The 14,282-nt window shown below is 66.8% G+C and carries 12 protein-coding genes; 8 read left to right on the forward strand and 4 right to left on the reverse strand.

What is annotated here, in order from left to right; genetic code table 11:
* Positions 1–8: 8 nt before the first annotated feature.
* Entirely contained in the window at positions 9–839 is an 831-nt protein-coding gene (locus ASC70_RS17915; RefSeq protein ID WP_056052586.1) for an IclR family transcriptional regulator, read from the reverse strand.
* Between the two features lie 226 nt (positions 840–1,065).
* Between ASC70_RS17915 and rhmD the strand changes: the two genes are divergently transcribed.
* The 8 genes from rhmD to ASC70_RS17955 all read left to right on the forward strand — a co-directional run bounded on the left by rhmD (position 1,066) and on the right by ASC70_RS17955 (position 11,774).
* Positions 1,066–2,244 carry an L-rhamnonate dehydratase gene (gene rhmD / locus ASC70_RS17920; protein ID WP_056052590.1) on the forward strand — a complete coding sequence of 393 codons (1,179 nt, stop codon included), beginning with the start codon at positions 1,066–1,068 and terminating at the stop codon, positions 2,242–2,244.
* Positions 2,245–2,266: 22 nt separating this feature from the next.
* Positions 2,267–3,130, forward strand: coding sequence for a fumarylacetoacetate hydrolase family protein (locus ASC70_RS17925; protein WP_056052593.1), 864 nt, complete (start codon positions 2,267–2,269; stop codon positions 3,128–3,130).
* Positions 3,127–3,879: an SDR family NAD(P)-dependent oxidoreductase gene (locus tag ASC70_RS17930; protein WP_047413281.1), complete on the forward strand. Its 753-nt coding sequence runs from the start codon at positions 3,127–3,129 to the stop codon at positions 3,877–3,879. Before ASC70_RS17925 ends, ASC70_RS17930 begins: the two co-directional genes overlap by 4 nt.
* A 9-nt stretch (positions 3,880–3,888) precedes the next feature.
* Positions 3,889–4,797, forward strand: coding sequence for an amidohydrolase (locus tag ASC70_RS17935; protein WP_056052597.1), 909 nt, complete (start codon positions 3,889–3,891; stop codon positions 4,795–4,797).
* Positions 4,798–4,836: 39 nt separating this feature from the next.
* Positions 4,837–5,187: an L-rhamnose mutarotase gene (gene rhaM / locus ASC70_RS17940; protein ID WP_235519443.1), complete on the forward strand. Its 351-nt coding sequence runs from the start codon at positions 4,837–4,839 to the stop codon at positions 5,185–5,187.
* A 2-nt stretch (positions 5,188–5,189) separates the two neighbouring features.
* Positions 5,190–8,954: a beta-galactosidase gene (locus tag ASC70_RS17945; protein WP_156396248.1), complete on the forward strand. Its 3,765-nt coding sequence runs from the start codon at positions 5,190–5,192 to the stop codon at positions 8,952–8,954.
* 46 nt (positions 8,955–9,000) lie between these two features.
* A complete protein-coding gene (locus ASC70_RS17950) occupies positions 9,001–10,110 on the forward strand; it encodes a glycoside hydrolase family 105 protein (RefSeq protein WP_056052600.1) in 1,110 nt (369 codons plus the stop codon).
* Positions 10,111–10,196: 86 nt separating this feature from the next.
* Positions 10,197–11,774, forward strand: a complete 1,578-nt coding sequence (locus tag ASC70_RS17955) for an MFS transporter (protein WP_056052604.1) — start codon at positions 10,197–10,199, stop codon at positions 11,772–11,774.
* Here ASC70_RS17955 and ASC70_RS17960 read toward each other — a convergent pair.
* Genes ASC70_RS17960 through ASC70_RS17970 form a run of 3 tightly spaced genes read right to left on the reverse strand, consistent with a single transcriptional unit; the run spans position 11,771 to position 14,282 of the window.
* Positions 11,771–12,376: a response regulator transcription factor gene (locus ASC70_RS17960; RefSeq protein ID WP_056052607.1), complete on the reverse strand. Its 606-nt coding sequence runs from the start codon at positions 12,374–12,376 to the stop codon at positions 11,771–11,773. The genes ASC70_RS17955 and ASC70_RS17960 overlap by 4 nt on opposite strands.
* On the reverse strand, positions 12,373–13,542 hold the full coding sequence (locus ASC70_RS17965) for a sensor histidine kinase (protein WP_056052901.1): 1,170 nt from the start codon (positions 13,540–13,542) through the stop codon (positions 12,373–12,375). Before ASC70_RS17965 ends, ASC70_RS17960 begins: the two co-directional genes overlap by 4 nt.
* 2 nt (positions 13,543–13,544) lie before the next feature.
* Positions 13,545–14,282, reverse strand: coding sequence for an ABC transporter permease (locus ASC70_RS17970; RefSeq protein WP_056052610.1), 738 nt, complete (start codon positions 14,280–14,282; stop codon positions 13,545–13,547).

The raw sequence follows: 14,282 nt of genomic DNA on the forward strand, positions 1-14,282 counted from the left end.
CTGGCCGTCTAGCTCTTGCCGACGGCCGTCCTTTTTCCGTTCCAGCCGAGATCGCGGCCGATCGCGTTGGCCGTGTCGCGGACGTCGTTGACCAGCGACTGCATCCGCTCGTCGTCCATGTACTGGGCCGCGCCCGAGACGCTGATGGCGCCGACGACCTGACCCGCGGCCCCGCGGATCGGCGCGGCGACGCAGCGGATGCGGTCCTCGTTCTCTTCCAAGTCGAAGGCCACGCCCTGCTTGGAATAGTCGCGCATCCAGTCGATCCACTGCTTTTCGTCGGGCGCGCCCGGCGCGGGCGGACCTTCCGAGCGATAGAGCGTGCGCCAGCGGTCCTCGGTGTCGTCCAGCACCAGGGCCTTGCCCAGGCCGGTCGAGCGGATCGGCTGGCGGTCGCCGACGCGCGAGCTGATATTGATCCGCCGGCGGCCGGTCAGCTTATCGAGATAGAGGGCCCGGTCGTCGTCGAGCACGCCCAGGTGGACCGTGTCCTCGGTGTCTTCCCACAGCCTTTCCAGGTGCGGGCGGGCGATGCGCGGAAGGTCCATCTGCTGGCTGGCCAGATAGCCTAGCTCCAACAGCTTCGACCCCAGGCTGTAGCCTTCGCGCGGCGCCTGCGAGAGCAGACGGCGCTCGACCAGGGCCGTGGCCAGGCGGTGAGTCGTGCTGCGGGTCAGGCCCAATTGCTTGGCCAGGGCCGGCAGGGCGATGGTCCCGGACTCGGCGACCATGTCCAGCAGATCGAGGCCGCGGAACAGGGTCTGGCTGCCGCTGGGGCTCTTGGTCGTCGCGTTTTCGTCCGCCGCCACCGGTTCCGCTCCCCTTGACGCTGGTTTCATTTTGTAGCACTACCTCTCATATTGTGGAACGCAAGGCAAGCGGAACGACGGCGACTCTCTCGGAGGTCGCCGGCCTCGCGAACCGACAGCGTGTCACAGGTTGTGTTGGGGAGGTAGGCGGCGCCGAACGGCTCCGCCAGGGGCTTGCCGGAGGGGTTCCGGAGGCGCGCCTTCCTTGTCTCGGGCGTCGTCGCGGACGGGCCCAAAGGTTGGAGCCTCGTCGTCCATGGCGTTTCCGGTCATCAAGCACGTACGCGCGTTCGTGGTTCGCGGCGGCGGCGCCGACTATCACGACCAGGGCGAAGGCCACTGGATCGACGACCACATCGCCACGCCGATGTCGCGCTATCCGGAGTATCGCCAGAGCCGCCAGAGCTTCGGCATCAACGTACTGGGCACACTGGTGGTCGAGATCGAGGCCGCCGACGGCACGATCGGCTTCGCGGTGACCACCGGCGGCGAACCGGCCGCCTATATCGTCGAGAAGCACCTGGCCCGCTTCCTGGAAGGCCGCGATCCGGCCGAGGTCGAGAAGATCTGGGACCAGATGTACTTCTCCACCCAATATTATGGTCGCAAGGGCCTGGTCGTGAACGCCCTGTCCGGCGTCGACCTCGCCCTGTGGGACCTGCTCGGCAAGCTGCGCCAGGAACCGGTCTATCACCTGCTGGGCGGCAAGGTTCGCGACGAGCTGACCTTCTACGCCACCGGAGCGCGGCCCGACCTGGCCAAGAAGATGGGCTTCATCGGCGGCAAGATGCCTCTGCACCACGGCCCGGCCGAGGGCGAGGAAGGCCTGCGCAAGAACCTCGAGGAGCTCGCCACCATGCGCGAGCGCTGCGGCGAGGACTTCTGGCTGATGTTCGATTGCTGGATGGCGCTGGACCTCAACTACGCCACCAAGCTGGCCCACAAGGCCCACGAGTATGGCCTCAAATGGATCGAGGAAGCGCTCAGCCCCGACGACTATTGGGGCTATCGCGACCTGAAGAAGAGCGCTCCCAAGGGCATGCTGGTCACCACCGGCGAGCACGAGGCCACCCGCTGGGGCTTCCGCATGCTGCTGGAGATGGAATGCTGCGACATCATCCAGCCCGACGTGGGCTGGTGCGGCGGCATGACCGAGATCATCAAGATCTCGAACCTGGCCGACAGCCGCGGCGTGCTGTGCATCCCGCACGGATCGAGCGTCTACAGCTATCACTTCGTGATCACGCGCCATAACAGCCCGTTCGCCGAGTTCCTGATGATGGCCCCGAAGGCCGATGAGGTGGTGCCGATGTTCCACCCGCAGCTGATCGGCGAACCCGTGCCCGTGAACGGCAAGCTCAAGCTCTCCGATGCGCCGGGCTTCGGCGTCGAACTCAATCGCGAGGTCGGTCTGCACCGGCCTTACGCCCGCTGACCTCCCTGAAGGCGAAACACTGATGAAACTGCTCCGCTACGGCCCCAAGGGCTCCGAGAAGCCCGGCCTCCTCGACGCCGAGGGCAAGATCCGCGATCTGTCCGGCCACGTGGCCGACATCACGGGCGCCCAGCTCTCGCCCGCCAGCCTCAAGGCCCTCGCCGCCATCGATCCCGCCACCCTGCCCGTGGTCGAGGGTTCGCCTCGCTACGGCGTGCCGGTGAACGGCGTCAGCAAGTTCATCGCCGTGGGCCTGAACTTCGCCGACCACGCCGCCGAATCGAACCTGCCGATCCCGGAAGAGCCCGTGCTGTTCACCAAGGCCGTCAGCTGCCTGACCGGGCCGAATGATCCGGTCATGATCCCCAAGGACTCGCTGAAGACCGACTGGGAGGTCGAGCTGGGCGTGGTGATCGGATCGCGCGCCCGCTACGTCTCCGAAGCCGAGGCTCTGGAGTACGTGGCCGGCTACGTCCTGATCAACGACGTCTCCGAACGCGCCTTCCAGATCGAGCGCGGCGGCACCTGGGACAAGGGCAAGGGTTGCGACACCTTCGGCCCGGTCGGCCCGTGGATGGTCACCTCGGACGAGGTCGGCGACCCGCAGAATCTCGGCATGTGGCTGGACGTCAACGGCCAGCGCAAGCAGGACGGCTCGTCCAAGACCATGATCTTCCCGATCAGCAAGCTGGTCTCGTACATCAGCGAGTTCATGACGCTGGAGCCGGGCGACCTGATCACCACCGGCACCCCGCCCGGCGTCGGCATGGGCCAGAAGCCGCAGCCCGTTTACCTGAAGGCCGGCGACGAGATCCGCCTTGGCATCGAGAAGCTGGGCGAGCAGCGCCAGATCGTGGTGGCCTGGACCAAGGAAGGCGTCGCGTGAGCACTCCCTACGCTAATCGTTTTGCAGGCCGCGCCGCGGTGATCACCGGCGGGGCCTCGGGCCTGGGCCGCGCGGTCGCCGCCCGCATCGTGGCCGAGGGCGGCCAAGTCTCGCTGTGGGACCTGGACGCCGACGGCCTGAAAGAGGCCGCCGCCGATGTGGGCGCGGCCCACGTCGTCGCCCTTGACGTCTCCGATGAAGCCGCCGTCGCCGCGGCGGCCAAGGCGTCCAACGACGCCCTCGGTCGCATCGACATCCTGGTCGCCTCGGCCGGCATCACCGGCGCGACCGCGCCGGTGCACGAATATCCGACCGAGAGCTGGAAGCGCGTGATCGACATCAACGTCCACGGCGTCTTCTACTGCTGCAAGTCGGTCGTTCCCTTCATGCTGACCAACGGCTACGGCCGGATCGTCAATGTCGCCTCGGTGGCCGGCAAGGAAGGCAATCCGAACGCCAGCGCCTATTCGGCGTCGAAAGCGGCGGTGATCGGCCTGACCAAGTCGCTGGGCAAGGAATTGGCCACGAAGGGCGTGATCGCCAACAGCATCACCCCGGCCACCTTCGAGAGCCCGATCCTGGAGCAACTACCCAAGAGCCAGGTCGACTACATGCGCGGCAAGATCCCGATGGGTCGCCTGGGCGAAGTTCACGAGAGCGCGGCCATGGTCTGCTTCATGGCCTCGGAGGAATGCAGCTTCACCACCGCCGCCACCTTCGACACCTCCGGCGGCCGGACCACGTTCTAGGAGGGAGCCATGGCGTATACGGGCCCCATCGTCGATCCCCACATGCACCTGTGGGACCTCGATCGGCACTACTATGCCTGGCTCCAGGACACGCCGCTGCCGAACAACCCGGCCGGCGACATATCCTCGATCGCCTACAAGTCCTATGGGCTGGACGACTATCTGGCCGACGCCAAGGGCTGGAACGTCGTCCAGGTCGTCCACGTCGAATGCGGCCTGCCGCCCAAGGATCAGCTGTCCGAGACCGATTGGCTGCAGGGGATCGCCGACCAGCGCGGCGTAATCGGCGGCATTGTCGCCGGGGCCAATCTGGACGACCCGAACGTCGAGCCGATGCTGGCCGCCCACGCCAGCCATGGGGCCGTCCGGGGAATCCGTCAGATCGTCAACTGGCACGCCGATCCGGCCAAGACCTACGGTCCGACCGACAAGCTGCTGGACGCCCAATGGCGCAAGGGGTTTGCCCTGTTGGCCAAGTACGGGCTGTCGTTCGACCTGCAGCTCTACGCGTCGCAAATGGCGGTGGCCGCCGAACTGGCCGACGCGCACCCGAATATCCCGCTGATCGTCAACCACGCCGGCATGCCGACCGACCGCGACGAGACCGGCTTGGCGGCCTGGCGCGAGGGCCTGGCTGCCCTGGCCCAACGCCCGAACGTCAGCTGCAAGATCTCGGGCCTGGCCATGGTCGATCGCTCCTGGACCACCGCCAGCCTGAAGCCCTTCGTGCTGCAGGTGATCGAGACCTTTGGGATCGAGCGCTGCATGTTCGCCAGCAATTTCCCGGTCGAGAAGATCCACGGCAGCTTCGGGGCCTTCTACGCCGCCTACGACGCGATCACGGCCGGCTTCAGCCACGACGAGCGCGAGGCGCTGTTCGCCGGGACCGCCCGGCGGATCTACCGACTGCCCCACTGACAGAACAACGCCGACAACAAGAAAAACGGGAGGAAGACGATGAGCACCCAGATGGGGAGCACGCCGACGGAAAGCCGCCCCCTCGCCTTCCGCATGCAGCTGAAGCCGGGTGTCGCCGCCGAGTACGAGCGCCGCCACGACGAACTCTGGCCCGACCTGGCCGAAGCCCTGCGCAACGCGGGGATTCACGACTATTCGATCTTCCTGGACGAGGAGACCATGAGCCTCTTCGCCGTGCTGCGCCTGCGTCCCGATCACAACAAGGACGCCCTGCCGCTGCAGCCGGTGATGAAGCGCTGGTGGGACTACATGGCCGACCTGATGGAGGTCCATCCGGACAACAAGCCGGTCGAGTGGCCGCTGAAGCCCGTCTTCTACTTCGAGGGCTGAACGTGCGTTCTCCCCTCCTTCTTGGCTTGGCGGCCGCTTTGCTGGCGACGACGGCTGTAGCCGAACCCGTCCGCTACACGATGACGGCGTTCACCAACGCCAGCCAGTCGAACATGAGCGTGTACGACTCGGCCGACGGGACGCGCTTCACGCTGAAGAAGCCATTGGCCTATACCCCGCCCCAGGGGCTCATCCGCGATCCCAGCGTGATGAAGCACACCGACGGCTGGTACTATGTCGCCTACACCACCGGCTGGACCGGCGACACGGTCGGCCTGGCCCGCAGCCAGAATCTGGTCGACTGGACCTTCCTGCGCGACGTGAAGATCGACGTTCCCGGCGCCACCAACAGCTGGGCGCCGGAGTGGTTCGTCGACCAGGACGGCTCGATCAACCTTGTCCTGTCGGTCTCGACCACCGGCATCGCCGGCCAGTTCCAGCCCTACCGCATCACCGCGAGCGACGCCTCGCTGGCGAGCTGGACCGCGCCGAAGCCGCTGTCCGGTCTCGGACCCAACTTCATCGACACGTTCGTGGTGCGCCAGGACGGGCTCTACCAAGCCTTCGCCAAGAACGAGACGACCAAGTTCATCGAACTGTGGACCGCGCCGTCGCTGGACGGACCTTGGGCCCCGAAGGGAACCGGCGATTGGGCCGGCTGGGGCCGGGGCGTCGAAGGCCCGGCCATGGTCCGAACGACGGACGGCGGCTGGCGGATCTATTTCGACGAGTACTCGGCCAAGCGCTACTGGTTCTCGGACAGCAAGGACGGCTTCAGGACCTGGACGAAAAAGGCTGAATTACCTGAGCTTTCCGGCACGGTGCGCCACTTCACGGTGCTGAAAGAAGGCGGCGACCAGGCCGTCTCGGCCAAGCCCGCGGAAGCCCACAAGATCACCTGGGACAAGTATTCGCTGAAGGTCGACGGCCAGCGGGTCTTTTCGTGGGGCGGCGAGTTCCACCCCTTCCGCGTGCCCAGTCCCGATTTGTGGCGCGACATCCTGCAGAAGATGAAGGCCAGCGGCTACAACACGGTCGCGATCTATTTCGACTGGGGCTACCACTCGCCCAAGCAGGGGGTCTACGACTTCAGCGGCGTGCGCGACATGGACCGCGTGCTGACCATGGCCAAGGAAGAAGGCCTCTACGTCATCACCCGCGCCGGCCCCTATGTGAACGCCGAGCTGACCCGGGGCGGCTTCCCCGGCTGGCTGGTCAATCAGCAGGCTCGCGCCCGCACCGACGCGCCGGAATACATCCAGGCCGCCGACGAGTGGCTGACTCAGATCAACGCCGTCATCGCCCGCCACCAGCTGACCACCGGCCAGGGCACGGTGATCGCCCACCAGATCGAGAACGAGCTGGACGTCGTCGGTGCGCCGCAGCAGCGCTACATGCGGTGGCTGGCCGACAAGGCCAAGGCCGACGGCATCACCGTCCCGATCTTCCACAACGACAAGGGCCGCAACGGCTACTGGGTCCCGAAGGGCTCCAACGTGCCCGGGACCGTCGAAGGCCCCAACGACCTCTACGCCTTCGACGGCTATCCGGGCGGCAACTGCCGCGTCGATTCCAAGCCCGCCAGCCCCGGCGTCGCGCCCGACTGGGGGATCTATGGCGCCAGCGGCGCCAAGGGCGGGGCCTCGGCCAGCCCGAACACCCCCGGCTTCCTGGCCGAGTTCGGCGGCGGCTGGTTCGACTATTGGGGCAGCAACGGCGACTACGACTGCACGGCCATCCATCGCGGCGTCGGCTACCAGCGGGTGTTCTACGCGACCAACATCGCCAACGGCATCACGCTGCAGAGCTTCTACATGACCTATGGCGGGACCAGCTGGGGCTGGCTGCCGGCCCCGGTGGTGTTCAGCTCATACGACTACGGCTCTGCGATCGACGAGGCCCGGGGGCTGCGCGACAAGATCCGGGTGATGAAGCAGATGGGCGAGTTCATCGCCGCCGTCCCCGACATCACCCGCATGGACAAGGGTGAGGCGGTCGTTCCGTCCAACGACAAGGTCCGCGTCTATCACAACGTCAACGCCGAGACCGGCAGCCACCTCTATGTGGTCGTCCACAACCCCAGCAGCGCCACCGACGACGAGGCCTTCACCTTCAAGCTGAAGACCCGCGATGGCGAATACGTGGTCCCGTCGCGGATCAAGGGCCAGGACGGCAAGATGCTGATGGCCAGCTACGACCTAGGCGGCCAGCGGCTGGTCTATTCGACGTCCGAGATCCAGACGCACCTGAGGTGGAACGACGGCGACCTGGCCCTGCTCTACGGCCGCGCCGGCGAAACAGGCGAGACGGTGCTGCGCTACGCTAGCGCGCCGAAGGTCGAAGTGCTCGAGGGTGACATCACCTCTGCTTTCAATGCGGCCAAGGGCGATCTGAAGCTGACCTACGCCCATAAGGGCCTGGCCCGCGTGCGGGTCACCGGCGGCGGTCGCCCGCCCCTGACCCTGCTGCTCGCCGACGCTGAGACCGGCCAGACCTTCTGGCGGCGCGACGACCTTCTGGTGCGGGGGCCCGGCCTCGTCCGCAGCGACGCGATCAAGGGCGGCGTGGTATCCCTGACCGGCGACACCGAAGTCGAAAGCCCGCTGGAGATCTTCGCGCCCAAGGCCGTGACATCGATCCGCTGGAACGGCGCGAAGGTCGCGGCGAAGTCCACCACTTCTGGAAGCCTGCTGGCCGCCAAGGCGTTGGCCGGTCCCGCTGCGATCACCTTGCCCGATATCGCCAAGCTCGACTGGAGGACCGCGCCCGGCACGCCCGAGGCCGATCCGAAGTTCGACGACAGCGCCTGGCTGAAGACCGAGGGCCGCCGCAGCGGCTCGACCGTGCGCGGTCCTACGGGTCAGCCGGCCTTGGACATGAGCACGTACGGCTTCCACCAGGGTGACGTTTGGTATCGTGGTCGCTACCAGGCCCAGGCCGACATCGACACCCTGACCCTGCACTACGGGGCCGGCGGCGCGGGGATGCTGCAGGTCTGGCTGGACGGCCGCTTCCTGGGCCAGCACGAGCTGGACGGCGGCCTGCCCCGCCCGATCACCACGGGCGTCGCGACCTTCAAGCTGCCCGAGGACCTGCGCGGGACCGGCGAGCACTTGATCTCGGTCATGGTTCGCAACAACGGCCATAACTGGGATCTGGACGCCGACGACTTCCACAAGGAGGCGCGCGGCCTGGTCTCGGCATCGCTGTCGGGTCCTGGCAGCTACAGCTTCGCCGTACCGATCGCCTGGAAGATCCAGGGCAACAAGGGCGGCGAGGACATCCAGGATTCGGTGCGTGGCAACCCCAACAACGGCGGCCAGTACGGCGAGCGCGAGGGCTGGCACCTGCCGGGCTTCCCGGACGCGTCCTGGGTCAAGGCCGACATGGCCGCGACCACACCTTATGCCGGCACGACCTGGTACCGGACCAGCTTCGACCTGGCCCTGCCCAAGGATCACGACGTGACCCTGGGTCTGTCGATCGGCGATCCGGACAAGCCGCGCTCGCCGAACAAACGCTACCGGGTGCTGATCTTCGTCAATGGCTGGAACATGGGCCAGTTCATCGCCCATGTCGGCCCGCAACGGACCTTCGTGCTGCCCAATGGCATTGTCGATCCGCATGGCAAGAACACCATCGCCCTGGCCGTGACCAGCGACGGCGCCCCCGGCGACGCCTTGGAAGCCGTCAAGCTCGTCAACCTGCGCACGGTGCGCGGCGGCGTCCCCGTCGCCCGCGTGCCCGCGCCCGACTTCAAACCCTAAGACCCGGCGCTCCCTCGCCGCTCTACGACCGATACTGGAGACGAACGTGCCCAATCTCGCCCACGGCCTCGAGGCCAAGGACATCAAGGCCAAGATCGCCCTGCTGATCAGCAACCTGGTCGACATCAAGGACGAGACCGGCGAGTTCCTGCTGCGCCTCGACGACGGCCGGGTGATCGACACCAAGGGCTGGAACGACTGGGAATGGACCCATGGCGTCGGCCTCTACGGCTTGTGGAAGCAGTACGAGATGTACGGCGACGAGCGCGCCTTCGACATCATGACCCAGTGGTTCGCAGACCGCTTCGAAGCCGGAACTCCGACCAAGAACATCAACACCGTCTCGCCGTTCCTGACCCTGGCCTATCTGTACGAGGCCACCGGCGACCACACCTACGTCCCCTATCTGGAGACCTGGGCCGACTACGTCATGTACGAGGGCCCGCGCACCGAGGAAGGCGGCTTCCAGCACATCGTCTTCAACAGCGAGAACCCGCAGCAGCTGTGGGACGACACGCTGATGATGAGCGTGCTGCCGCTGGCCAAGATCGGGCTGCTGCTCGATCGCCCCGACTTCGTCGAGGAGGCTAAGCGCCAGTTCATGGTGCACATCAAGTACCTGGCCGACCGCAAGACCGGCCTGTGGTTCCACGGTTGGACGTTCCTGGGCCGCCACAACTTCGCCGACGCCCTGTGGGCGCGGGGAAACTGTTGGGTGACGATCGCCATCCCCGAGTTCATCGAACTCCTGGACCTCAAGCCGGGCGATGGCCTGCGCGCCTTCCTGCTCGACGCCCTGGAAGCCCAGATCAAGGCGCTGACCGAATACCAGGACCAGGCCACGGGCCTGTGGCGCACGATCATCAACGACAAGACCTCGTACCTGGAAGCCTCGGCCACGGCCGGGTTCGCGTACGGAATCCTGAAGGCCGTGCGCAAGCGCTATATCGGCAAGGAATACGAGGCCGTGGCCATCCGCGCGATCAAGGGCGTGCTGGCCAATATCGACGACAAGGGCGAGCTGCAGCAGGTCTCGTTCGGCACGCCGGTGTTCGACACGATCCAAGGCTACAAGGACATCCCCCTGACCTCGATGCCCTACGGCCAGTCGCTAGCCATGCTGGCCCTGGGCGAGTTCCAGCGCGCCTTCATCTAACGCCACCTCAGCATCACCGGTTCGGCTAGACGGCCGAACCGGAAAAGGGGCGCCAAGACCCCTCCTCAAAGGGAAACGAGACGAACATGGCCACGCCGGACATCCGCAAACCCACCTGGGTCACCTATTGGGGCTGGGGTTCCGGCGACATGCTGGGGGCCGGCGCGCAAGCCGTGATCACTGGCTGGCTGGCCTATTTCTTCATCACCTTCTGCGGGCTGTCACCGGTCGAGACGGGTCTGATCCTGGGCCTGCCGCGCCTGCTGGAAGCGATCACCTGTCCGCTGATCGGCTACATCTCGGACAATCTGCGCCACACTTGGGTCGGCCGGAAGATCGGTAGGCGCAAGATCTTCCTGATCCTGACCATTCCGCTGCTGCCCTGCTTCGCCCTGATCTTCGTCACCGGCCAGACGTTCGTCTATTACTTGGTGACCTTCGTCTTCTTCGAGTTCCTCTACACGATGTTCCTGATCCCGTGGGAAACCCTCGCGGCGGAAATGACCAAGAAATACGAGGAGAAGGCCAAGTTCGCCGGCGCGCGGATGATGATCGCCCAGAGCTCGGCGATCCTGGCCTCGTACCTGCCGACCCTGATCATCAGCCACTTCGGCGGCAAGGACTCGCCTGGCACCTTCCTGATCATGGCCGCGATCTTCGGCGGCCTGTTCAGCCTGGTCGTGCTGCTGGTCGTGCTGCTGACCTGGGAGCGGCCCTATACCGAAGCCGAAAAGCTGATCCAGCCCGAGCCGATGGATTGGACCAAGGCCGCGCTGATCCCGGTCAACATGTTCCGCGACCTGTTCTCGACCCTGCGGATCAAGGCCTTCCGCCAGCACCTGTCTTTGTACCTGGGCGGCTATATCTCGCAGGACATCTTCAACACCGCCTTCCCGCTGTTCGTGGCCACGGTGATGATGGGGGCCACCCTGATCATCTCGCAGCTGATGACGACCATGTACGTCGCCCAGCTGATCTCGGTAATGATCGCGGTCAATGTCGTGATCCGCACCGGCCCGGTGGTCGCCTATCGCATGGCCATCACCTTCGTCTGCGCGGCCCTGCTGCTGTTCCTGGCCTTCTACCTGATCCAGCCGGCGAGCTTCGCCGCGGGCCTGAAGGGACTGGGCGGCAACATCTTCAGCGGCGCCGCGCCGCCGGTGGTGCTGTTCTGGCTGTTCGTGCCGATCATCCTGGCCGGCCTGGGCCGAGGGACGCTGAACTTCGTGCCCTGGAGCGTCTACAACTACCTGCCCGACGTCGATGAAGCTGTGACCGGCCAACGCCGCGAAGGCATCTTCGCTGGGGTGATGACCTTCGTGCGCAAGATCGCTCAGTCCGGCGCGATCGTCCTGACCACTTCGTTGATCGGCATGGGCGGCTACGTCGCCGCCGACAAGAGTCACCCCGGCGTGGCCGTGGTCCAGTCGCCCGAGGCCGTGCGCGCCGTGGTGCTGGTCATGGTCGGCGGGCCGATCCTGGTCATGCTGGCCGGCATGGTCATCTCCTGGCGCTTCCGCCTCAACGCCAGGACGCACGAAGTCCTGATCCACGAGGTCGAGCGCCTGCGCGCCGGTGCCACCGATGCGGAGAGCGCGGAATCCAAGGCGATTGTCGAGGAATTGACTGGCTGGAAGTGGGAGCGCCTCTGGGGTCGGGCCTAAAGCCAGCCGTTCGAGCGGGCGATGCGGCCAGCCTCGACCCGGTTGGCCGCGCCCAGCTTCTGGGCCGCTTCCGACAGGTAGTTGCGGACCGTGCCGGGCGAGAGGTCCAGCACCTCGGCGATGTCCTTGTTCGAGCGCCCCTCCTCGGCCAGGCGCAGGATCTCGCGCTCGCGGTCGGTGAGCGGGTCGGGCGCCGCGTCCCAGATCGTCTCGGACAGCTCCGGCGCGATGGCCCGGCCGCCGGCGGCGATGGTCCGGACGGCGGCGGCCAGCACGCTGCTGGGACCATCTTTCAGCAGATAGCCCTTCACGCCCGCCTCCATGGCGCGGCGCAGATAGCCGGGGCGGCCGAACGTGGTGACGATCAGCACTCGGGTCGCGACGCCGTCGGCCTTCAGCCGCGCGGCGACGTCGATGCCGGTCAGATGCGGCATCTCGATATCGGAGATCAGCACGTCGGGCTTTTCAGACTGCACCAGGTCGAGAGCCTTCTGGCCATCCGGCGCGCGGCCGACCACCTGGATGTCGCCCTCCAGCTCCAGCAACGCACTGAGCGCCCCCAGCACCATCTGCTGGTCTTCGGCGATGACGACGCGGATCACGAGGCGACCTCCCCAAGCGCGCCTTCCAGCGGCGCGGTGGCGACGAGGCGCGTGCCCCGACGATCGGATTTGATGTGCAAGCCGCCTCCGATCGCCGACAACCGCGCGCGCATGCCCTTGAGACCGGAGCCTTCGACCAGCTCCCCGCCCTTGCCATCGTCGGCGATGCTGAGCGTCAGGACCGAAGCGCTGGATTCCAGCCGGATCTCGCAGCGCGTCGCGCCGGAATGACGGATGACGTTGGTCACGGCCTCGCGCAGGGCCATGGCCAGCACGGCCTCCTGCCCCGGATAGACTTCGGTCGCACCGTTCGAGACCTCGGCCGTCACATTGGCCGCCGCCAGCGCCGTCTTGGCGCGCTCGAGTTCGGTAATCAGCGAGGCGCCCTTCATGCCGACCACGGCGGTGCGGACCTCGGCCAGAGCCTCGCGCGCGGCGGTGGCGACCGACTGCATCTCGCGCTCGGCGGCGGCGGCGTCGCGGCTGACCAGGCGCGCGGCCAGCTCGGCCTTCACGGCCACCAGCGTCAGGGTGTGGCCCAGCAGGTCGTGCAGGTCGCGAGAGATCCGCTCGCGCTCGGCCGTCGTGGCCAGGGCCCGGACCTCCTCGTGAGCGAGGGCCAGCTCCTGGTTCTTACGCTCGATGTCGGCCTGCATCAGACCCGCGAAACCCGTGATGGCGCCGAACAGCACGCCCGACGCCCAGATCGGCCAAGTGCGCGACGTGAGGGCGAAGGGCCCCAGCGCCAGCAGGCCCAGCTCCAGCCCGATCATGACCCGCACCGCCATCCGCCGTGACGGCAGGCGGGCGGCGAAAGACATGGCGTAGATCGTGTAGACGCTCCAGCCGGTGTTGAACGACGACAGCGCCACGCCGATGCCGAAGATCGCCAGCACCTGCCACGGTGCTGGCTGGCCCTTGCGGGTCCAGATTCCGCGGAACAACAGCAGGAAGGCGACTAGGCCGGCTACCGAAGCGGCGATCTCGACCGTCCCCGGTTTCCGGAATAGCCATGAGATGAAATAGAACGGCAGGTACGAGAGGAACACCAGGCTCCAGCGGCGCCGGAACACGCCGTCCGCCAACGGTGTGGCGTTCGGTTCACCCTGGGTGCGAGTCGAGGTCCCCTGCTCCATGGCGGCGATGTCGCGCGCGAGGCTCGCCACGGTCAAGCCGTCTGCCGCCGCCAACCCGCCCAGGCGCCGATCATGGCCGCCAGGCTGATCGCCGCCAGCACCGAGACGTGACGCTGGACGTCGGCCATCGGCGCCATGCCCGACAGCATCATCGACAGCTGTCCTAGGTGGTAGGACGGCGTGACCTCGGCGATCTTGGCGACCCAGCCCGGCATCAGGCTGAGCGGCATCCACAGTCCGCCGAACAGGCAGAAACCGAGGAACAGCAGGTTGGCGACGGCGGTCGCGCCTTGCGATCCCAGGCGCAGGCCGATGTTCAGGCCGATCAGGGCGAAGGGCACGGCGGAGGCCAGGCCCAGGCCCAGGGTCGCGGCCCAGCGCCACGGGACCATCACCACGCCGCCGAAATAGGCCAGCACGCCCAGCAATCCGATCGCCGAGGCGACCAGGGCCAAGGCGGCCGCGAGTCGGCCGGCCAGGTAGCCGCCGGCGGGCAGCGGCGCGATCTGCTTCAGCTCGATCAGCTTGGCCTCGCGCTCGGCGGCGACGGCGGCGCCGAAGCCGAACATGGCCGGGGCGATGGCGGCGAAGATCACGTAGTTGGCCAGCATCATGTGGGCGATCTCCTCGCGCCCCTTGCTGAGACCCAGGCCCATGACCCCGTAGAACAGCAGCGGCAGCGCCACGCTGGGGATCAGGAACTGCGGGGTGTGCCAGGTCGAGACGATCTGGGCGCGGGCTTCACGGACATAGACCAGCAGGGTGTGCAT

Source organism: Caulobacter sp. Root343 (genome assembly GCF_001425745.1).
Taxonomy (GTDB): domain Bacteria; phylum Pseudomonadota; class Alphaproteobacteria; order Caulobacterales; family Caulobacteraceae; genus Caulobacter.